This window comes from Arthrobacter jiangjiafuii (assembly GCF_018622995.1).
In the GTDB taxonomy this organism is placed as follows: domain Bacteria; phylum Actinomycetota; class Actinomycetes; order Actinomycetales; family Micrococcaceae; genus Arthrobacter_B; species Arthrobacter_B jiangjiafuii.
This window is the reverse complement of record NZ_CP076022.1, coordinates 1,680,248-1,706,659: the sequence shown is the minus strand read 5'-3', so window position 1 is coordinate 1,706,659 and position 26,412 is coordinate 1,680,248. Positions and strand designations below refer to the sequence as shown.

Here is a 26,412-nt window from a genome sequence, read left to right as displayed (position 1 = left end):
TGCGCTTTGCTGAACCCGTAACCATCCCGAGCGGCCGAGAGACCTGGATCGATGACGCCGCAGCAACCACCCCCGTGTAGCAGCGGGGAACGGTGCTACTGCCAGGACCGATGGAGAAGCTCACCGCTTTCGTTGGTCTGCCCGCCGCGCATAGGCGCGTCGGGGTGACTGCCGGCTGTCCTGTCTGCCCTCCATCGGGCGATGATTCAGGAGCCCCGAGTGAAACCAGCACGCATCACCACCCCTAGAGGATCAGCCGTGGCAGCGGCCGCGGCAGCAGCAATCCTCACCCTGTCCGGCTGCGGAGGCTCCGCGGCAGCCGCCGAGGACGACACCTTCGTCTTCGCCACCGGCAAGGACATTTCCTGCCTGGACCCCCACGTCAACGGCGACATGCCGCAGGCTTCCCTGGCCGCCAACTATCTCGATTCGCTGGTCTCGCAGGACAGCGAAGGCGTCATCCATCCCTGGCTGGCCACGGACTGGTCGGTGTCCGATGACGGGCTGGCCTACACCTTCACCATGCGCGACGACGTCTGGTTCACCGACGGCACGAAGCTCACCGCTGAGGCGGTCAAGGCCAACCTTGACCACATGGTGGACCCGGACACCCAATCGGGCACCGCCGGCGGGTATCTGAAGCCCTATGTCGGCACTGAAATCAGGGACGAGAGAACCGCCGTCGTCACCCTGAACCGCCCGTATGCGGCGTTCCTTGAAGTCCTGGCCCAACCCTTCCTGGGCATCGAATCCCCCGACGCCCTCACGCGGCCCCAGGCCGAGAACTGCAATGCGCCGGTGGGCACCGGCCCGTACAGGATTGTGGACTACGTTCCGCAGTCCAAGGTCAGCCTCGTGCGCAATGAGGACTACAACTCGGCACCACCCTTTGCCCGGCACAGCGGTCCGGCGCACATCGAAAAGATCGAGTGGCGCATCGTGCCGGAGGACTCCACCCGATACGGGCTGCTCCGCGCCGGACAGGTGGATGCCATCGATCTGATGCCGTCGGTGAACTTCGATGAGGCCGAGGCTGACCCCGCTGTTGAACTCATCACCCAGGACCGGCCGGGCAACCCCACCAACCTGATCCTCAACACCACCCGCGCCCCCTTCGACGATCTGAACGTGCGCAAGGCCTTCCTGCACAGCGCGTACGTGGACGCCGGCATCAACAGCGTCTACTTCGGCACCGTGACCCGGGCCGGCGGACCTCTCAGTTCCACCACCGGCTTCTACTCCCCCGATTTTGAACACGTCTACGATCCGGACCCGGCCGGGGCAGCCGCCCTGCTGGACGACGCCGGGTGGAGCGCGCGCGACGACGACGGCTACCGGGTGAAGGACGGGCAGCGCCTCACAGTGCACTTCCCCTACACTCCCGGGGCCTGGCCCACAGCGCATCAGGCGCTGGTCACCCAGATCCAGGCCACGGCGAAAAAGGCCGGTTTCGAGGTCCTGATCGAAAACGGCGACGGCGCCACCGTCAGTGAACTCGGCAACCGGTTCGAGTACGACCTGCGGGCGGACTACTGGAACACCAACACGGCCGATGTGCTGCGGATCGTCTTCGCCTCGGAGTACACCGAATCAGCAGGCTTCGTGCCCAACGGCTCGGGCTTCCGCAATCCCGGCTTGGACGCCATCCTCGACGAGGCCCTGGCCACGGATGACCCCGATGCGCGCCGCGATCTCTATCACCGGGCCCAGCAGATCGTCAGCGACAACGCCCTGCAGCTGCCGCTCTACAACCAGGCCAGCCAGCTGGCGCTGCGCGCCGACCGATACTCCGGCCTCCATCTGGAACCCAGCCTCTCCCTGCCCTACCTCTACGACGCAAGCGCGGTGAGCCCCAAATGAGCACGCAATCCCTCGATTCCCTCAGCGCAGCACCCCGCACTACGGCGACGGCCGGCCCGGCCGCGCGCGTCATCGCCACCCGTGCCGCCGGCAGCCTCTTTGTCCTCTGGGCCGCCGTGACCCTCACGTTCTTTGTCCTGCGGCTCACCCCCGGCGACCCCATCACTGCAATCCTGGGTGGCGCCGGCTCCTCACCGTCGCCCGAGACGGTCGCCGCGGTGAGGGCAGAGTACGGCCTGGACCAGCCGGTCCTGATCCAGTACCTCACCTACCTCGGCCGGCTCCTCACGGGCGACTTCGGAGTGTCCTACATTTTCAAGGTGCCGGTGCTGGAGATCATCGGCCCGCAGATCCTGCCCACCCTGCAGCTGGCCGGGCTGGCGCTTGCCTTCGCCTGGCTGATTGCCCTGGCCTTCACCCTCCTCACCGTAGGTCGGGGACGGATGCTCGACAGCGCCGGCCGCGCGGTGGAAGTCCTCTTCGCCTCCCTCCCCCAGTTTTGGGTCGGCATCATGCTCGCCGTGGTCTTCGCCGTGACCCTGGGCTGGTTTCCCGTGGCGGGTAATGACGGCTTCATCTCACTCGTCCTGCCGGCACTGTCCCTGGCCATTCCTCTCTCCGGCTTCATTGCCCAGGTCACCCGGTCATCCTTCGAGGACGCCCTGGCGCAGCCCTTTGTGCTCAGTGCCCGGGCCCGGGGCCTGAGCGACACCGCGGTACGGATCATCCATGCGCTGCGGCACGCCATCCTGCCGGGGCTGACCCTGTCCGCCTGGGCGGTGGGCTCCCTGGTCAGTTCCGCCGTCGTCGCGGAGATCATTTTCGCCCGCCCGGGGCTCGGCCGGTCCCTGGTGGACGCGATCATCAACCGCGACCTGCCCGTCACCCTCGCCGTGGTCTTCATCATCGCCGCGGTCTACATCCTCGTAAACCTTGCGGTGGACCTCCTGTACCGCGTGGTGGACCCGCGCACCAACCCGAAGGGAACGCCAGCATGAGCCTCACCCTCAAACCCGCCCCAGCGGCGGCATCCGGCACACCGGCAGCTGCCGCCCCCGCCGCCTCCCGGGCCGCCCAGCTGCTGCGGGGCACCCCGGCCGGTGTCTGGATCGCCGCTGCGCTGCTCCTCTTCCTCGTCCTGGCCGCCGTCGTGCCCTTTCTTTTCCTACGGCAGGACCCCTTCGAGATCGACCCGGCCAATGCCTTCCAGGCACCGAATCCGGCGCACCTGTTCGGCACGGACCAGAACGGGCGGGATGTCTTCTCCCGGGTCATCTCCGGTGCGGGCCAGTCCCTGCTGCTGGGCCTGGCCGCCACGGCTATCGGCCTGATCCTGGGCGGCGCCCTCGGCATCACCGCCGGGGTTGCCGGAAGGCGGGTTGACTCCCTCATCTGCCGGTTCGTGGAAATCCTCTTCGCCTTCCCCGGCCTGCTCCTGGCGCTGATCGTCATTGCGGTATCCGGAACCGGCGTGGTCACAGCGGCCATCGCGGTCGGCATCGGTTCGGCACCCGGTTACGCCCGGATGCTGCGGACGCAGACCCTGCAGGTCGTGGCATCGCCGTACGTGGAAACCGCCCTCGCCCTGGGCCGTTCCCGGCCGCACATCCTCTGGCACACCATCGTCCCCAATGTGGCGCGTCCGCTCTTCGTCCTCGTGACGCTGGGCATTGGGCAGGCCATTGTGTGGGCCTCGTCGCTGAGCTTCCTCGGCCTCGGCGCCCAACCGCCGGCCGCGGAATGGGGCGCCATGCTCGCCGACGGCCGCAATTATCTGCAGGTGGCGTGGTGGATAGCGGCTTTCCCCGGCGTCTTCATCACCCTCGCCGCTCTCACCACCACCGTTGTAGGCCACCACCTGCAGCGCCGACTCGAAGCAGAGGCCTGAGCATGACTGAACACACCCCGCAGCAGCGTCCGCTGATCGCTGTCGATAACCTGAACATCTCCTTCAGCACCCCGCGCGGCACCACCCACGTGGTGAAGGACGTATCGCTGGCCCTGGGAGCCGGCAAGGCGCTGGCCCTGGTGGGCGAATCCGGTTCCGGCAAGACCGTCACCGCGCGTGCCCTCGTGGGCCTGAACGCTTCCAACGCACGCGTCTCAGCCGACCGGCTGGAGGTCCTCGGGCACGACGCCGCCGGGCTGGGCGAGCGGGCCTGGCGGCGGCTGCGCGGCAAGGACATCGGCTACGTACTGCAGGACGCCCTGGTGTCCCTGGATCCGCTGCGCACCGTGGGCCAGGAAATTGACGAAGCCCTGCGCGCCCACGGTGTCCGCGGCCGGGCCGAGCGGCAGGAGCGGGTGTTCGCTGCCCTGCGCGACGCCGGGATTCCCGATCCGGAGCTGCGCGCCGGGCAGCGCTCCGGTGAACTCTCCGGCGGCCTGCGCCAGCGGGCCCTCATTGCCCAGGCCACGGTCCTGAACCCGCGCCTGGTGATCGCCGATGAACCGACCACGGCACTGGACGCCACGGTCCAGGCGCAGATCCTGGACCTGCTCGCCAGGCTGAAGGACCAGGGCCGGGGACTGATCCTCATCTCCCATGACCTCGCCGTGGTCAGCCGCCTCGCGGACGAGATCGCCGTCATGCAGCACGGCCGTATCGTCGAATCCGGCCGGACCGCGGAAGTCCTGGGCAACCCCCGGCATGAGTACACCCGCGCGCTGATCGATGCCGTGCCCTCTGCCGCCGGCAAGGGCACCCGGTTATCCACGGCGCCGCGGATTTCCGTGGCGTCCCGGCCGGCGCGGGCCTCCGCGGTCTCCACGGACGCTCCGGCCCTGGAAGCCCGCCACCTCTCCAAGAGCTACCGGTCCCCGGACGGCACGCGGCGTACCGTGGTCGATGACGTGTCCTTCACCCTGCCTGCCGGCAAGACGCTGGGCATTGTGGGTGAATCCGGGTCCGGAAAGTCGACCACGGCGCGGATCGCCCTGGGCCTGACGGAACCGGATGCGGGCACCGTGACGCTCGGCGGGCTGCCCTGGGTGGGACAACCGGCCGGATCCCCGGCGGCCACCGAGGACAGCCGCCGCCCGCACCGGCCTGACATCCAGCTCGTGAACCAGGATCCGCTGAGCTCCTTCGACCCGCGGTTCAGTGTGGCGCGGATCGTCACAGATGCCCTGGACGCCGGCTCCATCGGCACGCCCGGCCAGCGCCGGGACCGGGCAGCGGACCTGCTCCGCCAGGTGGGACTGGCGCCGGAGCTGCTGGACCGGCGGCCGCTGACGCTCTCCGGCGGGCAGCGCCAGCGCGTGGCCATCGCCCGCGCCCTGGCCGTGCAGCCCCGCGTCCTGCTGCTCGATGAACCGGTCTCGGCGCTGGATGTCTCCATCCAGGCCCAGGTCCTGGATCTGCTGGCCGATCTGCAGGACCAGCTTGGCCTGAGCTACCTGTTCATCAGCCATGACTTGGGCGTCATCCACCACGTCAGCGACGACGTCCTGGTCCTGAAGGACGGCCGGGTTGTCGAATCCGGGACCGCGGCATCGGTCTTCACCGCTCCGGCGCAGGAGTACACGCGTGCCCTGCTCGCCGCCGTGCCCCGGATGCCGGCCCGGATTCATGGCGTGTGACGCGCCCGGCCGGGCATCTCTACCCCGCAGAACCATCCACCCGTTCAGTCTTAGAAGGAGTCCAACCATGACAGCTGAAACCCTGACCACGCCCGTCTCCTGGAGTAGCCTCAGCGCGCGGTTCCGTCCCTTGTTCGAGGAGATCTCTGCCGGAGCGGTGCAGCGCGAAACCGAGCGCACCAACCTGCACCGCGAGGTCCGCCTGCTCGCAGACGCCGGCTTCACCGCGTTGCGCGTCCCGGTGGAACTGGGCGGCGGCGGCGTATCGGCGCCGCAGTTCTTCCGCCTGCTCATTGAACTCGCCGCCGCGGAATCAAATCTCGCCCAGGCGCTGCGCAGCCACATCACCTTTGTGGAGGAGCGGCTGTACGCGAACGACGCCGGATGGCTGCGGCGTGTTGCCGAGGGAGCGGTGCTGGGCAACGCCTGGACCGAAACCGGCCCGGTGCCCGTGGGCGGCGTGAGCACCACGATCACCCGCGACGGCGGGGACTACCTCGTCAACGGCACGAAGTACTACACAACCGGAAGTCTCTACGCTGACTGGATCATGACCGGGGCACGGACCAGCGACGGCGCAGACGTCATCGCGCTGGTCCGCCGGGATGCGCCCGGCGTCGAGGTCATTGACGACTGGGACGGCTTTGGCCAGCGCCTGACGGCCAGCGGCACCACCGTGTTCCGCAACGCCAGGGTCCCCGCCGCAGACGTCCTTGCCGACACCGAACACCCGCCGTATGACACCGGCGTCTACCAGCTCATCCATGTGGCTACCCTGGCCGGCATCGCCCGGGCGGCCGTCCGGGACGTGGCTGCCGAAGTGCGCGGACGCACGCGGACTTTCAGCCACGGCAACGGCACCAGGCCCAGCGGGGACGTCCAGGTGCAGCAGGTGGTCGGGGAAGTCTCCGCCCTGGCGTTCGCCTCCGAGGCGGCTGCACTGCGCGTGGCGGAACTGTTGGAGGACGCCTGCCAGGCGCACCGGGAGCTTTCCCAAGCGGAGGCCGACGACGCCGCGCTGGCCGTGGAGTTCGCCTCCGCCCAGGCGCAGATCGTGGTCACCGAACAGGTGCAGCGGGCCGCGTCCATCCTCTTCAACGCGCTCGGCGCCTCGGCTACCGGCCGGGGCCTCCAACTCGACCGGCACTGGCGCAATGCCCGCACCATCTCCTCCCACAATCCGGTGATCTACAAGTCCCGGATCGTCGGCGACTGGGAAATCAACGGGACGGTCCCCGCGTTCGTGTGGCGGGTCGGTGATGCCCCTGCGGCGGGCAGCAACCCCACGACAGGCGGCAACATCTCCCCTGCGCAGTAGGACCGGCAGCCGGCTCCGGCCACTGCTAGCCGGTCAGCTGGCCGAGGATCCGCTGCAGGTCCGTGCGGTCCTGGGGGCTGAGCCCGGAAAAGTACTCGTCCGCCTCGCGCCTGCGGTCGGCCAGCACTTTGTCCCGCAGCTTCGCTCCGTCTGCGGTCAGCAACAGCAGGGTGGCGCGGCGGTCGGAGGGATCAGGAGTGCGGGCCAGCAGGCCCTTGTCCTGAAGCTGGTCCACCACCTCGGTGGCTGAGCGCGGGGCAATGCGCAGCCGCTCGGCCAGGTCCTTCAACCGGACTCCCGCCACGGCGGATTCAGCGCAGCCGTCGTCGCCGGCTGTCTGCACGCTGCCGGCCGCGTCGACCCGGGCGACGGCGTTCAGCGCCCGAAACTGGTGCGGCGTCAGGTCGAACGGCGCCAGTTGGTGCATCCAGCGCCTGCGCAGACCGCGGAAGGCTGCATGCATCAGGTCGCCCAGGCCGGAGGAGTCCGCATCCAGGGCAGGGTGACGGGCGGCATGGTCTTCGCTGATCTGAGGCATGGCCTTAGTCTAACCATTTCACTGGCAGCCACATAATGAGGTAACCTCTGCATTATCCGGTGCATCCAAGGGCCGGCAGCATCAGGAGGAACATGTCTACACCCACAGGAGCGGGCCCCCGGCTGGGAGCCAATGCCGGAGCCATGGCCGGCGGAAGGCCCGACGCCGGTCCGGGCCTTGGCGGCGGCCCGGGCATGGGCGGTTTGCCCGGCGGTCCGGGCGGAGGCGGCGGCGGACGCGGTGGCCCGGCCCGGCTGAACCCCGCGGACAAAAAGCAGCTGGCCCGCCACCCGGTCAGCCTCAAGCGGATCGCCGCGCTGTTTGCCCCGCACAAGGGGACCATCGCCGTCGTCGTCGCACTGATCAGCCTCTCCTCGGTGATCAACCTGGCCCAGCCGTTCCTGGTCCGCGCCGTCATTGACGACGCACTGCCCTCCGGAAACATCCGTCTGCTTGCACTCCTGGCCGGCGCAATGGTGGCCGTGGCCGCGCTGACCTCGGTGGTGGGCGTGGTGCAGACCTGGCTGGCCACCGGAATGGGCCAGCGCGTCATGCACACCTTGCGCGTTAACCTGTTCACCCATCTGCAGGCCCAGTCGCTGGGCTTTTTCACCCGCACCCGGGGCGGTGAGGTGCAGTCCCGGCTCACGCACGACATCTCCGGCATGCAGTCCGTCGTGACCACCACGGCCACCGGCGTTGCCTCCAACCTGACCACCGCGGTGGCCACCGCCGTGGCCATGGCCGCCCTCTCCCCCGGACTGAGCCTGATTTCCCTGGTGGTGCTGCCCCCGGCAATCTGGCTGTCGCGGCGGGTGGCGCAAATCCGGCGCACCGTCACCGACGAGCGCCAGCGTGAGCTGGCCGCATTACACACGCAGGTCGAGGAAGGGTTGTCCGTCTCGGGCGTCCGGCTGGCCAAGACGCTCGGCACCATCCCGCGCGACGCCGACCGCTTCCGCAACCGCTCCGAAAAGCTGGTGGGGCTGGAGCTGCGCAGCCAGCTCGCCGGCAGCTGGCGGATGGCCACCATGCAGATTGTCTTCGCCGCCATTCCCGCGGTCATCTACCTGGCCGCAGGCTTCCCGGCGACCAGCGGCGGCATGACCGTGGGCACCCTGGTCGCGTTCACCGGCCTGCAGGCCACCATTTTCCGCCCGGTCATGGGCCTGCTGAACATCGGCGTGCAGTGGGTCACCGCGCTGGCCTTCTTCAGCCGGATCTTTGAATACCTGGACCTGGTGCCGGCCATCCAGGCGCCGGAACATCCCGTCCGGTTGGACCCGGCCACAGTGCGCGGCGACGTGCGGTTCGAGGGTGTGCGGTTTGCGTACGACGGCGGTACCGGCACCGGCGGCGGGCACGACGTCACCGGCGGCACTGAGGTGCTGCGCGGCATCGACCTGGAGCTGCGCCCGGGCACAACCACCGCCGTCGTCGGGCCCACCGGCTCCGGCAAGAGCACACTGGCGTCCCTGCTGCCGCGGCTGAACGAGGCCAGCGCCGGCAAGGTCACCATCGACGGCGTGGACGTGCGGGACATTGCCCCGGAGGACCTGGCCCGGATTGTCGGCGTGGTTTCCCAGGAGACCTACCTGATCCACGCCTCGGTGCGGGAAAACCTGCTGCTCGCAGCTCCGGATGCCACCGATGAGCAGCTCTGGCAGGCGCTGGCCGCCGCGCAGATTGCGGACTCCATCGGGGCCCTGCCGGAGGGGTTGGACACCTTGGTCGGCGCCCGTGGGCACCGCTTCTCCGGCGGTGAGCAGCAGCGCCTGGCCATCGCCCGGACCATTCTGCGCAACCCGCCGGTGCTGGTCCTGGATGAGGCCACCAGCGCCCTGGACAACACCACCGAGGCGCAGGTGCAGCAGGCACTGGAGCGGCTGGCCGCAGGACGGACCACGCTGACCATTGCCCACCGGCTCTCCACCGTGGAGAACGCCGAGCAGGTCGCCGTTCTGGCGGCGGGCCGGATTGTGGAACGTGGCACCGCGGCAGAACTGCGGGCCGGCGACGGACCGTTTGCGCGGCTCGCCGCGCGGATGGGAACCGCGGGAGCCGGCCGGCTCTGAGAGGATGGAGGGCATGAAGACAAACCGTGCCGACACCGCGACCGAAGACGGCTTCTTCCCCTGGCCCCGGGAAGTGCCGGAGGAGTGGCTGCTGAAGGCCCATCCGGTCATCCTGGCGGTCTCCGCGCTGGTGCTTTATCACCAGTTCGCTCCCCTGCCCGACAGCCCCCTGGGCTATGTCAGTGAGATCTTTGTACTCACTACCGCCTATTCGATGCTGGCCGGCAAGGGCCGCAAGAAGCCGAAGGACAACAGTCCGCAGACCGACCCGCAGAACAGCGCGGAGTAGACCAACGGCAAAAAACAAGCCGGACCCAAAGAAGGGTCCGGCTTGTTTGCTGTGTGGTGCTATTCAGGTTTGTCCGCAGGCGGACCGCTACGCGATCCGGTACGCGATCCGGTACGCGGACCGAGCCGGGAGAGATACCCGGCGAACTGCCGGAGTTCCCGGGCCGTCCAGGCATGCAGGACGTCATGGTCGAGCATGATTCCGGTCTGGACCGCCCGCACCCGCTCGGCCGCATCCGGAGTCAGAGCCAGCACCCTGGCCCGGCCGTCCGACGGATCGGGCTTCACCTCGATGAGCCCCAGCTCCTCCAACTGCCGGGACACCCGGCTGACAACACTCTTGTCCACCATGAGGAGCTCGGCCACGGCACCGGACTGGGTGGGGCCCACCCGTTTGAGCAACTGCAGGACCTTCAGCCCGAACAGCGACAGTGCCGGGTCGATGCCCTTGGCCGCATCGCGCATGCTCGCCCGGACTGCTTCGGTGAGCAGCCTCAGCGATTCCTCAACCTCGCTGATCGCCTCGGCCCTGCCGTCTTCAGCTTCGGCCGGGCCACGGTCCGCAGGGGTCAAATCCGGAAGTTCCACAGCCACTACGGGCGCCCGGGATCCGAATCCGCGGTCTGAACCGGAGACAGCGGATCCACCAGGCCGACTGCCCCGGTCGCCACATCGGCCAGGATCCGGAGCTCTGAATCGGAGATTTCCTCGTCACGGGTCTGCGCAGAGTCATCTCCCTCGCCGGGGGCCGGCGCTGCCGGCGCCACGGACACCGGAGCACCGGCAGCAGGTGCCGCGGCGCCTACGGAAGCCGCCGCCGTCGTGCCCGCTGCCGCGTTCTTGAGCTGCACGGCGTTCTGCCGCCCCAAGGATGCATTGGGCAGGAAGATCACGGCCAGCAGCGTGATGACGGCCAGCGGCACGCTGTAGAGGAAGACGGAGCCCACGCCCACGCCGTAGGCGCTCTCCACCAGGACGGCAATAGTGTCCGGCAGTTCGGAAATCTTCGGAATGGAGCCGCTGCCCAGGGCGACGGCGGCGGCGGCCTGGTCGGCCGGAGCCAGGGCAGTGATGCCCTCCTTGATTTCGGAGGCCACGATGGTGCCCAGCACGGAACCGAGCACCGACACGCCCACGGTTCCACCGAGGCTGCGGAAGAAGGTCACCGCGCTGGTGGCCACGCCGAGGTTCTTGACCTCAATGGAGTTCTGGACCACGAGAACCAGGTTCTGCATGAGCATGCCCAGGCCGGCGCCAAGGAGGGCCATGTAGATGCCCACCAGCACCAGGTTGGTGTCATAGGCCAGGGTGCCCAGCAGGACGGAGCCGACGACGGTCAGTGCGGCGCCTGAGATCATCACGGCCTTCCACTTGCCGGTGCGGCTGATGACCCGGCCGAAGTAGGTCGAGGAGATCAGCAGGCCGGCCATCATCGGGATGGTGAGCAGGCCGGACTCGGTGGGCGTGGCACCGCGGGCCAGCTGCATGTACTGGGCCAGGAAGACCGAGGTGCCGAACATGGAAACGCCCACGGAAATGCTCGCCACGACGGCGAGGGTGAAGGTGCGGTTCTTGAACATGGACAGCGGGATGATCGGCTCGGGAGACTTGAACTCGACCAGCACGGCGGCGATCAGCAGCACGGCAGCGCCTGCGACCATCAGGACCGAGGCCAGGGAGGCCCATCCGAACTGGTTGCCGGCCAGGGTGACCCAGACCATCAGCAGGGAGACGCCGCCGGCGATCAGTACGGCGCCCAGGTAATCGATATGGACCTTGCGCTTGGGGTGCCTGGGCAGGTGCAGGGTGCGCTGCAGCAGGATGATCGCGGCAATCGCGACGGGCAGGGCGATGAAGAAGTTCCAGCGCCAGCCGAAGGCATCGGTGACCACGCCGCCCAGCAGCGGGCCGCCGACGGTTCCGACCGCCATCACGGCGCCGAACAGGCCGGCATACTTGCCGCGGTCGCGCGGGCTGATGATGTCGGCCATGATGATCTGGCTCAGTGCGGCCAGGCCGCCGGCGCCCAGACCCTGCAGGACGCGGAAGATAATCAGCGTGCTGGTGTCCTGGGAGAAGCCGGCCAGGGCGGATCCCAGCACAAAGATGCCCAGGGCAAGCTGGATGAGGAGCTTGCGGTTGAACAGGTCTGCGAACTTACCCCAGAGCGGGGTGGAAACGGTGGTTGCCAGCAGCGTGCCGGTCACCACCCAGGTGTACGCGGACTGGTCGCCGTCGAGGTCCGAGACGATCAGCGGCAGGGAGGTTGACACCACGGTTCCGGCCAGGATCGAGACGAACATGCCCAGCAGCAGGCCGGAGAGGGACTCCAGCACCTGCTTGTGCGTCATGGTGCCATCAGGGGAAGCGGTCCGCTTTGGGGCTTTTCCCTTCTTGATGGTCTTCTTCGGATCGGGACGTGCTTCGGGGGACATCGGGCTCCTGCTAATAGTTGATTTGTATCAACTATATAAGTAGTTGCTGTCTATCAACTATTTCGTGAGTCGGAACACATCCCCGGGTCCGGCGCTGTACCGTGGCAATCAATGACACTTTCACAGCACCTCACCGCGTATGAGAACCAGCTCCGCACCGATGCGGAGATCACCGGAGCAAGCGCCCTCGTCCGCCTCGGGCCTTTGTGGCTCGCAACCTTCGACGGCGGCATGGGGTTCATTACCCACGGCGCGTTCGAGGACGCTGACGAGTCCGCGATCCGGGCATGGGTGGTGGAAGCGCTTGCCCACTACCGCCGGGACCCCGCCGTCACCCGGGTGGAATGGAAGACCCGGGGCCACGATCACGCACCGGGCCTGCACGACGCGTTGGTGCGCAACGGGTTCGAGCCGGGCGCGCCGGAAGCGATCATGATCGGCGAAGCGGCCGCCCTGGCCGTGGACGTTCAGCTTCCGCCCGGAGTGCACCTGCGCAAAGTCACGGAGGAAGCCGACATCCGCGCCATGAGCGCGATGCAGGACGAGGTATTCGGCGATCCGGCCTCCAACAACAACGCCGAATCCCTCCTCAGCCGGGTCGGGAAGAGCCCGGACATGGAGCTGTGGATCGCCGAGCACGGGGACACGATCGTCAGTGCCGGCCGGCTGGAACCGGTGGCGGGCACAGATTTTGCCGGGATCTGGGGCGGCTCGACCCTTCCGCAGTGGCGCGGGCAGGGGATCTACCGCGCCCTCACCGCTGCCCGCGCACGCTCCGCACTGAAGCTGGGAAAGACCCTGATCCACAGCGATTCCACCGAATACTCCCGGCCGATCCTGGAACGCTACGGACTGGTCCGGGTCTCCAGCACCACGCCGTACCACTGGCGGCGCTGACCCGCCCGGCGCGCCGCCGTCGGGCCAGGGGCGTACCAACCCGCCCAGCGCCGCCGTCGTACCCGCTGGTTAGACCGTTGCCGTGACGAAGTCGTAGTCCAGGCGCGGCAGGCGGGGGTGCCAGGCATTTTCGCCGGGCTTGCCGATGTTGACCACCATGAAGCTGCGCTGGTTCCGGCCGGTGAAGAACTCGGCGTCAATGCCGGCGGGGTCGAAGCCGCCCATGGGTCCGGCAGCCAGGCCGGCGGCACGGACGGCCATGATGAAGTAGGCGGCCTGCAGGTGCCCGTTGTTGTTGCCCATGACCGCACGCAGTTCATCGTTGCCGTCAAACATGGCCTTGCGCTCGGGAGCAATGGGGAAGAACACCGGGAACTGCTCGTGCCACTCGGTGTCGAAGCTGAGGATGGCAACCATCGGTGCCGACGCCGTCTTGGCCTTGTTGCCGTCGGCCATGTGCGCCACCAGCTTTTCGCGCGCCTCGGCGGAGCGGACCCAGGTGATGCGCAGTGGCTGGATGTTCATGGCGGTAGGCCCGAACTTGGTCAGTTCGTAAATGGTGCGCAGCTGTTCGTCGGTCACCGGCTCATCGGTAAAGGTGTTGGCCGTGCGTGCCTCGCGGAAAATCGCATCCAAGCTCTCGCCGTCCAGGATGTACTCGGTGGTGGTGTTTTCAGTGCTGATGTCTGTACTCATGGCCGGACCTTTGTGCTGGGAGACTGGGTGTCAATCCATACAAACGCATAAACCCTGCCGCTCCCCCATCGGTGTCCGCATGTTGCGGCCGCCGCGCGTGATGGAAATGACGACGACGGCGGCACATTCCTGCCGCCGTCGTCGCCCCTCCCCGGGCCGGCTACTGCTTGCGGAGGCTTTCGAGAGGCCCTGGCCCAGCGCCTCCAGCGCCAGCGACTGCGCGGCGAATCCCGGAGCTTCCGGCGGCAGGCTGTTCAGGGCAATCGGACTGCCGGCCTCAAAGATGCCGTTGATGGCTCCGGCCTGGTCTGCCGGGAAGGTGGCGGACTCTCGGACCGGTCCTGGTGGGCGCCGTCGCGCTGAGCGCCGCAGGCAGCAAACTCGGCGCATCGGTGCTGAGTTGACGGCGTGCCATGAAGCTTTACTTCACGTCAAGGCTTTGTTGAAGTGGTCAGTCGGGTCGCCGGGTGGCCAGCTCCACTGCCACTGAGTGCAGTTCCCTCAACAACTTATTGAGGCGGCCGTTTGCCTCGTAGGCAACCACTCCGTTATGCATTATTACCTGATCATTCAGGCTGCCCATTCCGCGGTAGGCGGACAGGATGTCCCTGGCAACATCCTTACAAACAGCGGGGCGGCCCTCGGCCTCGATGACCATGGCCAGCACGGATTTGAAGTATCGTGCCATGTCGTCATAGGAATACTCTTCATAAAGCGCGACCAGCTCCGCGGTGATTTGCCGGAGTCTTTCGGGGCTGGCCATGACGCTTTCAGGGGCGGCGATACCCTCTTCCAGGATGTCCACCGCGGCAGCGGGGATGGTTTCGGCCAGCCAGACTCCCGAAGCGGACCGGTGGAAGCCAACCCCCTGCGAGACGGCGAGGCTGGTATCAACGGCCAGGATCACCGGGTCCGTGTCCTTGCGCCTCCCCACCTGCCGTGCCTGGTCCACGGTTTCCGAGAGATGGACGTACTGCCGCTGCATGGGCAGGATTCCTGCTTCACGGATCGCGGCGACGGCGTCGCGTGCGGTCCCGTGGAAGAGCACCGCAGGGGGCTGGCTCGGTTGATTCGATGGCTGTACGGGGACGGAGTGTCCATGGACGGCCCGGATCCGGCCGTCCTTTATCTGGTGCCGCTTTTTCTCTGCCGCAGCCAGCACGTCCTGGAGCACTGCTTCGTCAACGGATTCCCACTCCGGGCCAAGCCGGTGGAAGGCGCCCAGCACCTCGCTGACCGGCACCCATCCTTCGGGGTCCAGCACCAGCCCGTACTCACCGGGCACATGGCGAAGTGCATGGGACAACAGCCTGCTGATATCTGTCCGGCTGGGGATGCTGCTCATGTATGTGCTGCCTTTACTATCTAGTGCCGGAGCTACTATCTGGTGCCGGAGCCTTGGACACGGGTCAGCTCCAGTCGAACTCGATGAAGTCCTGCGCGGCAGCAAGGAACCATTCCTCCATGGAGGCGTACTCGCGTGCCACATGGCGTTTTGGCGCCCCGTTCTCGTCCGCCCAAACATCCCAGTCGTCGATCACTACAACCTTGCTGCCGGTCCAGCACGCCACATCATCGTTATCAGTCCTCTGCGCAAAAGGAATGATTCCCCAGCCTGGGAGTACTTTCTCAATATGTTGTGCGCGGCGGCATTGCTTGTCTCCCCGTAACAGGGCCCAAGGATCCAGATCGACAATCCCGCACTCGATCATGTGGTCATAAAGTGCCGGCAGAGCCGGGTTGTCCGACATTGGGTATGGGTCTCCTTCAGGCTATGAACGCCGAACGGCGTGTCCGAATGCAGTGAGTCTATGGCAGCCTACGGCGAGTGTATTGCAGCCATGGAAGCCGGTAAGGCCGCCTTTCCCCAAGCATGCCCGTTCTTCACATTGCGGGGTGTACCCGGGCTGGGCGGCAACAATACTGTGGCCGTGGAGAAAGAGGCCCAGGCGCCACGGGCTCCACTGGAGGGACTGTATGACGACCGAGGGCAGCGCCGAGACGAGGAGCAACCATGGGCAAAGTAGTCATGTATGCATCGGTTTCAGTGGACGGCTTCATTGCGGACAGGGACGACCAGCCCGGACCGCTGTTTGACTGGCTGCTCAGCGGCGACGTGGCGTTGGATGAAAGCGGTGAGTTGAAGGTGTCACAAACGTCCTACGACTACATCCGGCCGTACTGGGACCAGATCGGGGCCACCGTCGCCGGCCGCCATGTCTTTGACCTGACGGACGGTTGGGATGGGAAGCCCCCCGGCGGAATCGATCACGTGGTCGTCGTGACGCACCGGCCCAAGCCCGAAGGCTGGGACCCCGAGGCGCCGTTTCACTTCGTCGACGGCGTCGAAGCTGGCGTGGCCAGGGCGCAGGAGCTTGCCGGTGACCGTCTGGTCGAGGTCGCAGCCGGCGACGTCGGCGGCCAGGCGCTTGCCGCGGGGCTGGTGGACGAGGTGCGCATGGACATCGCACCCGTCGTCTTCGGGTCCGGTAAGCGCTACTTCGGGTCGGTCGACGCGCAGCACCTGTTGGAGGAACCTGACGCGGTGATTCAGGGCAACCGGGTGCTTCACCTGCGCTACCAGGTACGCCGCTGAGCGATCCAAGCGGCCGGGCGGCTCACCTGCCCCAGAACCTTTTGCGTGCCGGCTTGGCGCTCTTGTCGGCTCCGGGTGCCGACGGGCGCAGGATCTCACCGCCGTCGCTGACCAAAGCGACGGCAACACCATGTTTTGAAGCCAAGGCAGTAAAAAGAGACCGCACCTGGGCCTCCTGACTCCACGCAAACGCCCCATAGACCAATCTCGTCCCGATCGTGTAGTCGGCGACCCGGCTTTCCACATCCGAATCCTCGTCGATTTCCGCACACGTCGGAGAATCAGGTCCGTTCATTGGAGGGAAAGTCTGAATGAGCTCGTTGTAAAACTCCCTCAACCGTGGACTCTGGCTGACATTCAGGCATCCGAGGGTGCGATCTCCCGAGCACCGGTCGTGGGGGTAGGCACGACGCGCAGAAAAGCTCCGGGCTTATCTCAGGACAAACCGTAGAACCTGACTCTCCAGACCCCCCCCGTCCCGGAATGACCCGGGGCGGGACCCTCTTAATGTGCCGAGCGGAGAGATCAGCTGCGCGGGCTCGCGTTCAGGTGCAGACGTGCCACATCGGGTCGTGCCGGTGACTGGGGACGTTCTTGCATGGCATCTCTGGACTTTTCTTAAACTTCTGCCTTCGGACACGCCAGCCGGCGGTCTCCCTCTCCCACTGATCCGCCGACATAATCGGACTAATCCGCATCAATGGGATTCCGGGTCCCAAAGAAAATTATCGCGCAACTCCATGCCCCTCAGAGCAGTTGCCCCCGTCAGCTGGCCTCCTCAGGCGTCGAAAAGGTCAGCGCTCTTGACACTATCCCCGACGCGGAGCTCATCGAAGAACTCTTTCCAAGGTTCCAAACCAACGTGCGCTCGGACAGCATCTTCAAAGATCGCAGCAGATAATGTAGTCCTGTTGGGCAGTATCTCCTTCTCCAATTCAGTGGCAGGGCGCATTCTCTCACCAGAAAAGTCCACCACCATGTACTCTCCTGGAACCTGCCACCCGACTTTGTATGCCGGGAGGTATTTTCGACTGTCTACTGTCCTGTTTTCGAGCACCTGCCATCGCCCTGGTCGGAACAGGGCATCCCTCGACAATCCAGCAAAGAGTGGCTCAGACTGGAGCGCCTCCGTGACCAGCGAAGGCACTTCTTCCTCCGATGCCACGAAATCGAAAATAACCACGTAATACGCGGACAAGTATGAAGAAACAACTTGGCCAACAGCCGCCCTGCCATCGCCTAGAGGAATCTTGAAGACGTCACCGTCTTTCAAAGAAGCCCATTTTTGAGCCCTTACCATAGATCTCCTCCAGCATCTGTATATCGCATATCATTCATCTGGTGTCGCTTGTTCGAAAGCAGACCATCCGGATTCCCCTTGTTTGTTGGCCCGCCATGCTGGCGGATGTAGAACTCTTCCAGCCTATCCAACTTGACTCCCGGATCGGCGAAGCCCAATTCTTCGAACCGGAACCGTGCTTCAGGGAAAGCGCGGTCGTGTTCAGTTTGCCGCAAATCGTACCTTTCCCAGCTCTTTGACTGCCCCACGTAAGGTTTCACGCCGCCGAGGTCGTCAATGCGCAGGTAGACCACCCCTTCTGGTCTAGTGGGGAGGTCTCCCAGCCTTGGCGTAGCCGAGGGGGTCAGATGGGCTTTACCCGCGCCAGGTAACGGCACCGCACTCGTGGCGCCGCCTGTCGCGGCGGCTTTTAGTGCGCCCGCGGCTGTATGGTCCTGGACCGTTGTAATAGCCGCCGGCTCCGCTTACTGCCCCCTCGACACCGTTCGTCACGGCCGCACGCGCGGCGGGGTTCGTGAGGAGCTTGCCAGCCATCGCGCCCGCACCGAAACCAAGCCGACCCTCGGGATCTGCGATGCAGGAATTGGACGGTCCGTCCTCATCAGAGATGTTCGTAAACTGTCAGGGCTCAGTCGACGTACCCAGCGAAAGGGGCGCAGACTTCAATAAATCCGCCGGTTTCAGCAAGCACGCCACACCGGGATCGCACCTCAAATTAGACGAGCTCCGCTTTTAGCCAAGGATCGATTGCGCCATAACCAACTGACCAGCAACACACCCCACAACTATTGCCGGCCCTAGGATATAAAGTACGATACGGCCACCTTTCCCCATATGGTGGGCATCGGGCTTCTTGCCGCCGCGCCAGAAGAGAAAAAGAACAACCAAAACAACAAGCATCGCCACGGGCACCGGAATCCCGTTCCTACCGAACTGTCCACTGTAAGACATCCGAGCACCAAGGGGGACACTCATAAATATGTAAACCGCAATTCCCGTGCAGGCAATCAAACCAACAAGGCAGAGGATATCGATGATTCGAGATGCCTTCTTCCCTAGCAGCAGATCTTGCTCAGTGAGTTCTCGTAACCGATGTTGATTCTGAGCACTTGGATTATCCTTCACCGCGATAGGATACCTGCTGCGTCCGGGCCTAGGACAAATTTTGCGCCACCCACGATAGCTGAAGCATGGGCGGCACCATTAGCAGCGAAGGAATGATCCATCCATCCAGGCTTGGAGTTCCCGGGGTTCAACGCAGAAGCACCAGGGAAATGGGAAAGAGCTCCGCCCCCGGCAGCATCGAATACCACCTCTTGCCACGCGTAGCTCTTACCAGCGATCGCTTTGTCCACGGCGCCACCAGCCACAGCTCCTCCTGCCCCGATGCCCAATTGGATTGCTTGTCCACCACGTCCGCCAACTAGCGGTGCCAGGTATCCACCCTGAGGACTTACGGCACCGGTAACGGCGCCACCTGCGAACGCGCCGGCAACGCCTCGGAAAGACCGGTCCTCAGCCGTTATGAGATACATTCCTGTATTGCTTACGCCACCACCTAGCGCGTTGGTGACTGCGGACTTGCCCATCTGTCCTACTGGGAGCCGGGCCAAAGTCGCGCGGCCGGCCCGTGCCACCGCCGGGGCTGCCCGTGCCACGGTGGGGGCAATCTTCGATATAACCGCCGCGGCTCCACCACCAGCCAATCCCGCAGCGCCACCGATCAGCGTATCGACACCAACCTGACCCCAATCTACATTGCCATTAGCAGCCTTCTGCGAAGCAATCGAGACGCCGCCACTGATCAGTGCGCCCGAGGCGGCACCAATCAAAGCCACACCGACAGGACCGCCAACACCAGTGCACATAAGAGCTACGCCCGCCACGACAGCAATACCGGCCACAAGGTAAGCGTGATCGTCCATCCAGTCACCGACGGCAGCAAAAGCACCACGGCTGGACGCGTCATAGGCTTTCAGCTCCTCGTCCGTCAGCGGACGCAGACCCGTAGGGTCACTGGCGTTCAGCGGGTTATTGCCCGCATACGCGTAGGGGTTACCGTCCCAGCCCGCCCCGAGCACCGGGGCCAGCGGATCGGTGGAAAGGAAACCACGGGCGGTAGGGTCATAGGCCCGGGCGCCGAGCCATTCCAGACCGGCAACATCCAGGCCGCCGTTGCCGGTGAGGCTGATTCCTGCCGGCAAACTACCGGAGGAAACCCCGGAACCGGATCCGGCACCCATGCCGGACACAACACCAGGTTCCGGAATGACCGAGGCGCCCAGCACCGCCCACGGATCGGTTTCATCCGTCGGCCGGGCAGCCCGCCAACCCGGGGCTATCCAGGCCTCGCCAATGCCGGTGACACAGCCGGGCAGGTTCAACACCTGCTCGTCGCCGATGCCGGTCAGGGAAGGGATTGCGCTGGCACTGTCCCACCACACCGGGCAACCGTCCACGGTCGCAAGTTCACCGAGGGCATCCACCCGTGGATAAATTAGGGCTTCCCGTAACGCGGGCTATAGTCAGGATCTACAGGCGTCTTGGAATCTGGGTGAATGACATGTATAAGGAAAAGTTCTTCAAGGTGGTCCAACACTCAAGGGCGGGCATCTTCGGCTTGAAACATCATTGGACCTTTGTCCATTGTGAGTTCATCCCCATTGGGGCTTCAATGTCAACAAGAGATTTTCCCTGCATTTCCGGACATGCCCGACACCATGTCCAGCCTTAATCTGGACATGGAGGGCTCTGATCCGTGATCTGTCGAGAATGACACACAGCTCGTCAGTATGCGGTTAGAGATTCGCCGGGCACCACGATGGCTGTTGAGTATTCGACCCAGTCCTCGTGCTTGCCCTCCCTAAAGAGACGCTGTGCGGTCCGCCGACATTCCTGCAAGTCATTCCTCGGTTCACGTGGAGCCAACCCCAATGCTTCACCCAACTGTTTGGCCGGCACGGTTTTGACCACGCCTGGACTGGTCATCACTTCGTACACGTTGTCCCCCCTGACGAATATGCCATGGCGCTCGGGAACACGAACCAGACGCAGATATGAATTGTTTTTAATGAACACTGCTTCTCCTATTGGTAGCCCGCCACGCCCAAGTCGTGACCCCTCCACAACCTGGTCTGCAAGCTGCGCCCAGTTTCTAAGCGTCATTCGCGAAATCAGTAAGCTTCTGAAGGAGACTTTCATATTCGGCGTTTAGCACCTCATCTACCGATCCGTCCTTCTTCTGTACGTATATGTCGGTGAGGCCGCCCATGCCTCCCCTAAAGGAATCCAAGATGAACTCACGTGCTTCACTTACAGTCTGAGGCGATGGGTCAGCTCGGAGTTCCACGGCCAAAGACTCGTAATTTTGAGCTAGACCGGACCTACTCATGAGTCTCAGTAACCCAGCGAACCGCAGCATCTCTATCGTTACAGTATTTATATCTGCACCCATGACTAACTTAATCCCCACTTGTTGGTTATCTCTGCACTGGTCCTCGCGTCTGGAATAAAGACTTGGGGTGTCCCGCCCGGATAGATTGTTCCATCCATGGCTGTCTGCGGCGCGGTCATTCCCTCATACACCGCAGTACCGGGGGGACCTGGCCTCGAACGCGCTATCGATTCGACTTTCAGCGCCAGTTTGCCACACGTCACATAACGCTTTGTCATTTCTAACCTGCGCAATACTGACGGGGGCATCCCAGACCACCTGCGACCCGGCTGCTCGCCGGACAATCCGGCCCGGTAGAAAGTAGTATCTTCCGTGAGGTATCTCGAAGTGTAGACGCCGTCTGTGAAGTTAGCTGCCGGGTTACCAGGCAATCCCTCCAGACTTGGTGGCAGGTCACCCAGATTTCGGGTCGTGGCTTTAGCAGGCAGCCCGCCCATGGGCACAGCGCTCGTGGCCCCACCGACAGCAGCAGCCTTCAGGACCCCGGAAGTAGTATGCGGACCGGCCCAGTGAAATAGCCGCCGGCGCCGCTTACTGCCCCATCGACACCGTTCGTCACGGCCGCACGGGCCGCTGGGTTCGTGAGGAGCTTGCCAGCCATCGCGCCAGCTCCGAAACCTAGCATGCCCAGACCGCCGGAGACCCCGGCCTGCGTCCAGTTCACCTCCCCGGTGGTTGCTTTCTGGATCACGACGTCGGCACCGAAACTTATCAATCCCGCGCCGACGAGCTGTCCGCCGGGAACGAACATCAACGCCGCTCCGCCAACTATCGCGACCCCGCCGACCACGTACTCCCAGTTGTCCTTGACCCAGTCCCCAGCGGCCGCCAACATGCCCCGCCTGGCGCCGTCGTACGCCTTCAGCTCCTCGTCCGTCAACGGACGCAGACCCGTAGGGTCACTGGCGTTCAACGGGTTATTGCCCGCATACGCGTAGGGGTTACCGTCCCAGCCCGCCCCGAGCACCGGGGCCAGCGGATCGGTGGAAAGGAAACCACGGGCGGTAGGGTCATAGGCCCGGGCGCCGAGCCATTCCAGACCGGCAACATCCAGGCCGCCGTTGCCGGTGAGGCTGATTCGTGCCGGCAAACTACCGGAGGAAACCCCGGAACCGGATCCGGCACCCATGCCGGACACAACACCAGGTTCCGGAATGACCGAGGCGCCCAGCGCCGGCCACGGATCGGTTTCATCCGTCGGCCGGGCAGCCCGCCAACCCGGGGCTATCCAGGCCTCGCCGATCCCGGTGACACAGCCGGGCAGGTTCAACACCTGCTCGTTCCCGATGCCGGTCAGGGAAGGGATTCCGCTGGCACTGTCCCACCACAACGGGCACCCGTCCACTGACGCCAGCTCGCCCAGGAAATCCACCCACAGCTCATGCCGGGCGGTCTCGGCCCCGTCCGGGGTGCGGTCCACAGTCCCCTGCAGATACCCGGTCTCACCCCAGGCGTATTCGGTCCAGGCCCCGTCCGCACCGATCAGCCGGGACCGCCGGCCCAGCCCGTCATAGACGTACTCCGTCCGGGACCCATCCGCATCGGCCGCCGACAGCAGCTGCCCCGCCGCGTCGTAGGCATACGTCCGCGGCCCGGCCGGAGTGTATTCGCGGACCAGACGGCCGCCGGCGTCGTACTCCCACTCCGAGACCTGCGCCCGGTCGGTGGCCGCAGCGCCGGTTTTCCCCAGGGGCGTGGTGGCACCGGCAACGAGCTGACCCGCGCCGTCGTACCCATACCGGGTCACCGCGCCGGCGCGGGTCAGGCCGATGATCCGGCCGTCCTCAGCCCGGCCAATCAGGGTGATATCCGCGGAGGCCTCCGGGTCTGCACGGTCGATGCGGGTGTGCTCGGACAGATACCCGTAGCGGTACGCCCACTCCTGCACCAGCTCCCCTGCCGTGACAGCGGTCAGCCGTCCGACCGCGTCATGGGTGAACCTTGCCTCCCCGAGCCGTGGATTGCGAACGGTCTTCACCCGGCCGACGGCGTCCCGGCTGTAGGTGGTGGTGGTTCCGGTGGCATCTGTGAAGCCGGTGCGGTGCCCGTCGGAGTCTTCTTACCGGGCCAAACGACTTCTTCGTAGCCTACTCAGGACCTCCATTGATCTTTTGGTACGCCCATACTGCCGGCGTCATGCCGATGGGATCAGTGAGCCAGCGCAAAGACTGAGTGGCCGCCCCAATCTCAAAGGAAAACTCTCCCCCCACGGCCAACTCAGCCGCAATAGCGTCCCGGTTCGATTGGTTGATCCCCGACGACAACACCAGCGTCCCACAGTCTGACGTGCTGATACTCACCTGTGACCAGGTCGCGGAGCCGCGAGCACTTGCAGAAGATAGTCCCCCTTCAGCGCCAGTCACGTTGCATTCAATCGATACATGGTGTTCCTTGTCGTAACTGGTAACCATCCAAGGCCCGGCCACCACGACCAAGCCCAAAACCAAAATTGCAAGAAAGAACGTCCAGGCAAATACCCGATTTTTCCGCGATTGCTGGGGAGACTTATGCGAAGAACGATCCAAGGCCTCTGCGCCCTCCATATCGTTCCTACCTTTTATCCTTCGTCCCAATTCAGTTCCCGTCCCTTTTGCATTGTGGCTCAGCGCGCGCGGCGCAAACCGACTGTGGGTCCGTCTGCACCGTTGAAGAACCCCAGACCAGCTGAAGCTCCGACATTTTGTATCGACAAGTCCCCACCGGGCCGAATCACCTGGTTAACCGCACCCTCAATGCATGCGCTGGTCGGCGTCGTACACCAGTTCCGTGACCGCGCCGAGGGCGTCGATGGTTTTCCAGGGCCGGCCGCAGAGGTCGTATTCATACCGGGTGACCGCTCCCGAGGGCGAGGTCACGGAGGTGACCTTCCCTGATCCGCCCTCCACTAGAATTGCATGGGCCATAGCCGATTGGGCTCCGACCAAGGCCAGGATCAATGCGGTTCCGAGGATATAAGAAGTTAGACGGGAACCTTTCCCCATCTCGTGCGCATCCGGCTTCTTAGTCGCCTTCCACAGACCCACGAGGGGCACAAAAGCGACAAGCATCGCTATCGGCATCGGTATCCCGTTCCTGCCGAACTGCCCGCTGTAGGGCAACCTCGTGGACGACGGAACACTTGAAAAGACGAATACCGCAAGACCCGCGCAGACCAACATTGCAGCCACACAGAGGATTTTCATAATCCTGACGGCTTTGACCCCCAGTAGGAGATCTTGCTCGGTCAGCTTTTTGGTTGGTCGTTCATTCCAGGGTTGCTCCTCGTTTTTCACTTTTGATTCTCAACTCGATTCATGACGACTCCCATGCCTTCAAGAATAATCAACTATTTCCGGTGCACAGTACTCTCCTCTCATGCGCCGCAGTCCCTCACCGTCCCAGAACGACTTTGCCGAAGACGAACTCCAAGCCGCCGTCAAAGATTGCGGCGTGCCCCCCTCCATAAGCGGCTAGGGAATGATCCACCCATCCCGGCAGAGCGCGGGGCTTTAAGGCAGATGCACCGGGTGCGTGAACACAGCCTCCCCAAACCGGGGATTGCGCACCGCCTTGACCCGCCCGACGGCGTCGCGGGCGTAAGTGGTGGTGGTTCCTTGGGCATCGGTGAAGCCGGTGCGGTTCCCATCGGCGTCATAGGACCAGGACAGTCCCTGGTTGCCCCGGGAGCGGGAGACCAGCTGGTCGCGCCGGTTGAAACCGAGTTCGTGCTCGACCGTCAGTCCGTCGTCCCCGGTGTGGCCGGTGATGACCATACGGCGGGTGGCCGGATCACGATCAACGGCGGACAGGTGATCAGTTCCGTGGAGCCACCGACGGCTTCGGCCCGAACGGGGCGGCCGTATTCGTCGATGCTGTAGGTCGCGGAAGTGAGCGCGTCCGCGACGGTGGCGGTGCCGGTCCTGCTGTGGTGGTGTCGGTGCGGACGCCCGTGGGGTCGACGACGGCGGACAGGTTGCCGATCTGTTGTTCGCGGGTCCAGTCGTGGCCGGCGGGGTCGGTGTTCTCGGCATGCCGGGAGAGTGGGTCGGGGAGAAACTCAACTGCTAGGAAACGAGTTTGCCGTGCGAGTCATAGCGCTGGTCGTGGGAATCCAACACACCGACGAGCCGACCCTCGGGATCTGCGATGCAGGAATTGGACGGTCCGTCCTCATCAGAGATGTTCGTAAACTGTCAGGGCTCAGTCGACGTACCCAGCGAAAGGGGCGCAGACTCAATAAATCCGCCGGTTTCAGCAAGCACGCCACACCGGGATCGCACCTCAAATTAGACGAGCTCCGCTTTTAGCCAAGGATCGATTGCGCCATAACCAACTGACCAACAACACAACCAACCGTAATTGCTGATCCGAGGGCATACAGTCCGACGCGTTCGACTTTCCCCATATGGTGAGCATCGGACTGCTTGCCTGTGCGCCAGAAAAGGAAAAGGGCAACCAGCGTGACGAGCATCGCAATGGGCATTGGGATCCCGTTCCTGCCGAACTGTCCGCTGTAATCCATGCGAGTTCCGAAGGGAACACTCAAAAACACAAATATCGCTATCCCGGCACAAGCCACGAAAGCAAGAACGCACAGGATATCGATGATTCGGGTCGCTCTTTTTCCCAGCAGTTTGTCCTGCTCAGTGAGCTCACCCAACCAGTGTTCCTTCTCAGCACCGCCTTCATCTTTCACCACCCTAGGATACCTGTTGCGTCCGGGCCAAGAACACATTTTTCGCGCCCCCTAGGATAGCTGAAGCATGGGCCGCGCCATTAGCAGCAATGGAATGACCCATCCAACCGGGGTTGGGGGTCCATGGGCTCAACTTGGTAGCACCAGGGAAATATGAAAGCGCTCCCCCACAGACGGCGTCGAATACCATCTCTTGCCATCCATAACTGTCACCAATGATCGCGTTGTCCACGGCGCCACCGGCCACGGCTCCTCCTGCCCCGACTCCAAATTGAACCGCTGGCCCAAATCGTCCGCGAAATAGGGGTGCCAGGTATCCGCACTGAGGACTTATGGCACGCCGGTAACCGCACCACCTGCGAATGCTCCGCAGGGAGTTTACTCGTACCACTCAGTCGGAGCGGCGAGTATCTAGATCGAGTGCCAGCGAACCGTAAGTCCTTTAACAGCCGATCAAGATGTCCACTAGCCTCATTGAGTTTCGATCAGGGCTTCATTGAAATCTCTTACTTGCGTGTACGAATTCCAAGATCCGCGCACCAGTACTCGACTTAAACGACCAAGTATCCGACACCTGGCGGCCGACGACATTGAGTGTTACCTTCGCCCTTTCGGTACCCCTTTACCTTTTTCGTAGCCCCTTCCTGATGCAGGATATGGGTGTGTTGGCCGGTCGGTTCCGGCATGGTTTTTGCCCC

The 26,412-nt window shown here is 64.4% G+C and carries 27 protein-coding genes and 1 riboswitch; of the genes, 9 read left to right on the top strand and 18 right to left on the bottom strand.

Annotated features, from left to right (window positions below; all coding sequences use genetic code 11):
- Window positions 1–18: 18 nt before the first annotated feature.
- A riboswitch (SAM riboswitch) is annotated at window positions 19–117 on the top strand.
- 102 nt (window positions 118–219) lie between these two features.
- From KKR91_RS08090 to KKR91_RS08070, 5 genes are all read left to right on the top strand, one after another.
- Window positions 220–1,860, top strand: coding sequence for an ABC transporter substrate-binding protein (locus tag KKR91_RS08090; RefSeq protein ID WP_237687543.1), 1,641 nt, complete (start codon window positions 220–222; stop codon window positions 1,858–1,860).
- Window positions 1,857–2,858, top strand: coding sequence for an ABC transporter permease (locus KKR91_RS08085; protein ID WP_210228505.1), 1,002 nt, complete (start codon window positions 1,857–1,859; stop codon window positions 2,856–2,858). The genes KKR91_RS08090 and KKR91_RS08085 overlap by 4 nt, the downstream gene beginning before the upstream one ends.
- Window positions 2,855–3,748 (top strand): ABC transporter permease, encoded by an 894-nt coding sequence (locus KKR91_RS08080; protein ID WP_210228503.1) that lies wholly within the window; start codon window positions 2,855–2,857, stop codon window positions 3,746–3,748. Before KKR91_RS08085 ends, KKR91_RS08080 begins: the two co-directional genes overlap by 4 nt.
- Window positions 3,749–3,750: 2 nt before the next feature.
- The gene (locus KKR91_RS08075; protein ID WP_210228501.1) at window positions 3,751–5,442 is read left to right on the top strand and encodes a dipeptide ABC transporter ATP-binding protein; all 1,692 of its coding nucleotides are present in this window, start codon (window positions 3,751–3,753) and stop codon (window positions 5,440–5,442) included.
- Between the two features lie 67 nt (window positions 5,443–5,509).
- Complete coding sequence (locus tag KKR91_RS08070) at window positions 5,510–6,760, top strand: acyl-CoA dehydrogenase family protein (RefSeq protein ID WP_210228499.1); 1,251 nt, start codon at window positions 5,510–5,512, stop codon at window positions 6,758–6,760.
- 25 nt (window positions 6,761–6,785) lie between these two features.
- On the opposite strand, the gene KKR91_RS08065 is transcribed toward KKR91_RS08070, so the two are convergent.
- Window positions 6,786–7,298, bottom strand: a complete 513-nt coding sequence (locus tag KKR91_RS08065) for a MarR family winged helix-turn-helix transcriptional regulator (protein ID WP_210228497.1) — start codon at window positions 7,296–7,298, stop codon at window positions 6,786–6,788.
- Window positions 7,299–7,492: 194 nt separating this feature from the next.
- Between KKR91_RS08065 and KKR91_RS08060 the strand changes: the two genes are divergently transcribed.
- Together KKR91_RS08060 and KKR91_RS08055 are read left to right on the top strand one after the other, a co-directional pair.
- On the top strand, window positions 7,493–9,373 hold the full coding sequence (locus tag KKR91_RS08060) for an ABC transporter ATP-binding protein (protein ID WP_210229691.1): 1,881 nt from the start codon (window positions 7,493–7,495) through the stop codon (window positions 9,371–9,373).
- A gap of 13 nt (window positions 9,374–9,386) precedes the next feature.
- Window positions 9,387–9,662: a hypothetical protein gene (locus KKR91_RS08055; RefSeq protein WP_210228496.1), complete on the top strand. Its 276-nt coding sequence runs from the start codon at window positions 9,387–9,389 to the stop codon at window positions 9,660–9,662.
- Between the two features lie 59 nt (window positions 9,663–9,721).
- Here the strand turns inward: KKR91_RS08055 and KKR91_RS08050 are convergent, their stop codons facing one another.
- Together KKR91_RS08050 and KKR91_RS08045 are read right to left on the bottom strand one after the other, a co-directional pair.
- Entirely contained in the window at window positions 9,722–10,255 is a 534-nt protein-coding gene (locus tag KKR91_RS08050; RefSeq protein ID WP_210228494.1) for a MarR family winged helix-turn-helix transcriptional regulator, read from the bottom strand.
- Window positions 10,255–12,012, bottom strand: coding sequence for an MDR family MFS transporter (locus KKR91_RS08045; RefSeq protein ID WP_210229689.1), 1,758 nt, complete (start codon window positions 12,010–12,012; stop codon window positions 10,255–10,257). The genes KKR91_RS08050 and KKR91_RS08045 overlap by 1 nt, the downstream gene beginning before the upstream one ends.
- Before the next feature lie 195 nt (window positions 12,013–12,207).
- On the opposite strand from KKR91_RS08045, the gene KKR91_RS08040 reads away from it, so the two are divergent.
- Window positions 12,208–12,993 (top strand): GNAT family N-acetyltransferase, encoded by a 786-nt coding sequence (locus tag KKR91_RS08040; RefSeq protein ID WP_210228492.1) that lies wholly within the window; start codon window positions 12,208–12,210, stop codon window positions 12,991–12,993.
- Window positions 12,994–13,062: 69 nt separating this feature from the next.
- On the opposite strand, the gene KKR91_RS08035 is transcribed toward KKR91_RS08040, so the two are convergent.
- The 4 genes from KKR91_RS08035 to KKR91_RS08020 all read right to left on the bottom strand — a co-directional run bounded on the left by KKR91_RS08035 (window position 13,063) and on the right by KKR91_RS08020 (window position 15,440).
- Window positions 13,063–13,689 (bottom strand): malonic semialdehyde reductase, encoded by a 627-nt coding sequence (locus KKR91_RS08035; protein ID WP_210228490.1) that lies wholly within the window; start codon window positions 13,687–13,689, stop codon window positions 13,063–13,065.
- A 30-nt stretch (window positions 13,690–13,719) separates the two neighbouring features.
- Window positions 13,720–14,079, bottom strand: a complete 360-nt coding sequence (locus KKR91_RS08030; RefSeq protein WP_210228488.1) for a hypothetical protein — start codon at window positions 14,077–14,079, stop codon at window positions 13,720–13,722.
- Between the two features lie 61 nt (window positions 14,080–14,140).
- Window positions 14,141–15,034 carry an RNA 2'-phosphotransferase gene (locus KKR91_RS08025; RefSeq protein ID WP_210228486.1) on the bottom strand — a complete coding sequence of 298 codons (894 nt, stop codon included), beginning with the start codon at window positions 15,032–15,034 and terminating at the stop codon, window positions 14,141–14,143.
- Window positions 15,035–15,098: 64 nt separating this feature from the next.
- A complete protein-coding gene (locus KKR91_RS08020; protein WP_210228484.1) occupies window positions 15,099–15,440 on the bottom strand; it encodes a hypothetical protein in 342 nt (113 codons plus the stop codon).
- 263 nt (window positions 15,441–15,703) lie between these two features.
- Between KKR91_RS08020 and KKR91_RS08015 the strand changes: the two genes are divergently transcribed.
- On the top strand, window positions 15,704–16,285 hold the full coding sequence (locus KKR91_RS08015; protein WP_210228482.1) for a dihydrofolate reductase family protein: 582 nt from the start codon (window positions 15,704–15,706) through the stop codon (window positions 16,283–16,285).
- Between the two features lie 22 nt (window positions 16,286–16,307).
- Here KKR91_RS08015 and KKR91_RS08010 read toward each other — a convergent pair whose 3' ends face one another.
- The 11 genes from KKR91_RS08010 to KKR91_RS07960 form a co-directional block, all read right to left on the bottom strand.
- Window positions 16,308–16,580: a hypothetical protein gene (locus KKR91_RS08010; RefSeq protein ID WP_210228480.1), complete on the bottom strand. Its 273-nt coding sequence runs from the start codon at window positions 16,578–16,580 to the stop codon at window positions 16,308–16,310.
- A gap of 483 nt (window positions 16,581–17,063) precedes the next feature.
- Window positions 17,064–17,558: an Imm26 family immunity protein gene (locus KKR91_RS08005; protein WP_210228478.1), complete on the bottom strand. Its 495-nt coding sequence runs from the start codon at window positions 17,556–17,558 to the stop codon at window positions 17,064–17,066.
- A 20-nt stretch (window positions 17,559–17,578) separates the two neighbouring features.
- Window positions 17,579–17,878 (bottom strand): hypothetical protein, encoded by a 300-nt coding sequence (locus KKR91_RS08000; RefSeq protein WP_210228477.1) that lies wholly within the window; start codon window positions 17,876–17,878, stop codon window positions 17,579–17,581.
- A gap of 439 nt (window positions 17,879–18,317) precedes the next feature.
- Complete coding sequence (locus tag KKR91_RS07995) at window positions 18,318–18,710, bottom strand: hypothetical protein (RefSeq protein WP_210228475.1); 393 nt, start codon at window positions 18,708–18,710, stop codon at window positions 18,318–18,320.
- Window positions 18,707–20,071, bottom strand: a complete 1,365-nt coding sequence (locus KKR91_RS07990) for an RHS repeat-associated core domain-containing protein (RefSeq protein WP_210228473.1) — start codon at window positions 20,069–20,071, stop codon at window positions 18,707–18,709. Before KKR91_RS07990 ends, KKR91_RS07995 begins: the two co-directional genes overlap by 4 nt.
- Window positions 20,072–20,372: 301 nt before the next feature.
- On the bottom strand, window positions 20,373–20,663 hold the full coding sequence (locus tag KKR91_RS07985; protein WP_210228471.1) for a hypothetical protein: 291 nt from the start codon (window positions 20,661–20,663) through the stop codon (window positions 20,373–20,375).
- An 851-nt stretch (window positions 20,664–21,514) separates the two neighbouring features.
- The gene (locus tag KKR91_RS17165; protein ID WP_210228469.1) at window positions 21,515–23,017 is read right to left on the bottom strand and encodes an RHS repeat-associated core domain-containing protein; all 1,503 of its coding nucleotides are present in this window, start codon (window positions 23,015–23,017) and stop codon (window positions 21,515–21,517) included.
- Window positions 23,018–23,126: 109 nt separating this feature from the next.
- Entirely contained in the window at window positions 23,127–23,582 is a 456-nt protein-coding gene (locus tag KKR91_RS07975) for a hypothetical protein (RefSeq protein WP_210228467.1), read from the bottom strand.
- Between the two features lie 186 nt (window positions 23,583–23,768).
- Complete coding sequence (locus KKR91_RS07970) at window positions 23,769–23,942, bottom strand: RHS repeat domain-containing protein (RefSeq protein WP_210228465.1); 174 nt, start codon at window positions 23,940–23,942, stop codon at window positions 23,769–23,771.
- Window positions 23,943–24,527: 585 nt separating this feature from the next.
- On the bottom strand, window positions 24,528–24,791 hold the full coding sequence (locus KKR91_RS07965) for an RHS repeat domain-containing protein (protein WP_210228463.1): 264 nt from the start codon (window positions 24,789–24,791) through the stop codon (window positions 24,528–24,530).
- 530 nt (window positions 24,792–25,321) lie between these two features.
- On the bottom strand, window positions 25,322–25,714 hold the full coding sequence (locus KKR91_RS07960; RefSeq protein WP_210228460.1) for a hypothetical protein: 393 nt from the start codon (window positions 25,712–25,714) through the stop codon (window positions 25,322–25,324).
- Between the last annotated feature and the right edge of the window lie 698 nt (window positions 25,715–26,412).

What these genes read in the sequence shown, in the direction of transcription:
- KKR91_RS08045 (WP_210229689.1), bottom strand. Translation starts at nt 12,012, where the DNA reads ATGACGCACAAGCAGGTGCTGGAGTCCCTCTCCGGCCTGCTGCTGGGC.
- KKR91_RS08085 (WP_210228505.1), top strand. Translation starts at nt 1,857, where the DNA reads ATGAGCACGCAATCCCTCGATTCCCTCAGCGCAGCACCCCGCACTACG.
- KKR91_RS08010 (WP_210228480.1), bottom strand. Translation starts at nt 16,580, where the DNA reads ATGAACGGACCTGATTCTCCGACGTGTGCGGAAATCGACGAGGATTCG.
- KKR91_RS08035 (WP_210228490.1), bottom strand. Translation starts at nt 13,689, where the DNA reads ATGAGTACAGACATCAGCACTGAAAACACCACCACCGAGTACATCCTG.
- KKR91_RS08020 (WP_210228484.1), bottom strand. Translation starts at nt 15,440, where the DNA reads ATGTCGGACAACCCGGCTCTGCCGGCACTTTATGACCACATGATCGAG.
- KKR91_RS08030 (WP_210228488.1), bottom strand. Translation starts at nt 14,079, where the DNA reads ATGCGCCGAGTTTGCTGCCTGCGGCGCTCAGCGCGACGGCGCCCACCA.
- KKR91_RS07965 (WP_210228463.1), bottom strand. Translation starts at nt 24,791, where the DNA reads ATGGTCATCACCGGCCACACCGGGGACGACGGACTGACGGTCGAGCAC.
- KKR91_RS08060 (WP_210229691.1), top strand. Translation starts at nt 7,493, where the DNA reads ATGGGCGGTTTGCCCGGCGGTCCGGGCGGAGGCGGCGGCGGACGCGGT.
- KKR91_RS07975 (WP_210228467.1), bottom strand. Translation starts at nt 23,582, where the DNA reads ATGGAGGGCGCAGAGGCCTTGGATCGTTCTTCGCATAAGTCTCCCCAG.
- KKR91_RS08025 (WP_210228486.1), bottom strand. Translation starts at nt 15,034, where the DNA reads ATGAGCAGCATCCCCAGCCGGACAGATATCAGCAGGCTGTTGTCCCAT.
- KKR91_RS08070 (WP_210228499.1), top strand. Translation starts at nt 5,510, where the DNA reads ATGACAGCTGAAACCCTGACCACGCCCGTCTCCTGGAGTAGCCTCAGC.
- KKR91_RS07970 (WP_210228465.1), bottom strand. Translation starts at nt 23,942, where the DNA reads ATGGCCCATGCAATTCTAGTGGAGGGCGGATCAGGGAAGGTCACCTCC.
- KKR91_RS08075 (WP_210228501.1), top strand. Translation starts at nt 3,751, where the DNA reads ATGACTGAACACACCCCGCAGCAGCGTCCGCTGATCGCTGTCGATAAC.
- KKR91_RS08015 (WP_210228482.1), top strand. Translation starts at nt 15,704, where the DNA reads ATGGGCAAAGTAGTCATGTATGCATCGGTTTCAGTGGACGGCTTCATT.
- KKR91_RS08055 (WP_210228496.1), top strand. Translation starts at nt 9,387, where the DNA reads ATGAAGACAAACCGTGCCGACACCGCGACCGAAGACGGCTTCTTCCCC.
- KKR91_RS08040 (WP_210228492.1), top strand. Translation starts at nt 12,208, where the DNA reads ATGACACTTTCACAGCACCTCACCGCGTATGAGAACCAGCTCCGCACC.
- KKR91_RS08080 (WP_210228503.1), top strand. Translation starts at nt 2,855, where the DNA reads ATGAGCCTCACCCTCAAACCCGCCCCAGCGGCGGCATCCGGCACACCG.
- KKR91_RS08065 (WP_210228497.1), bottom strand. Translation starts at nt 7,298, where the DNA reads ATGCCTCAGATCAGCGAAGACCATGCCGCCCGTCACCCTGCCCTGGAT.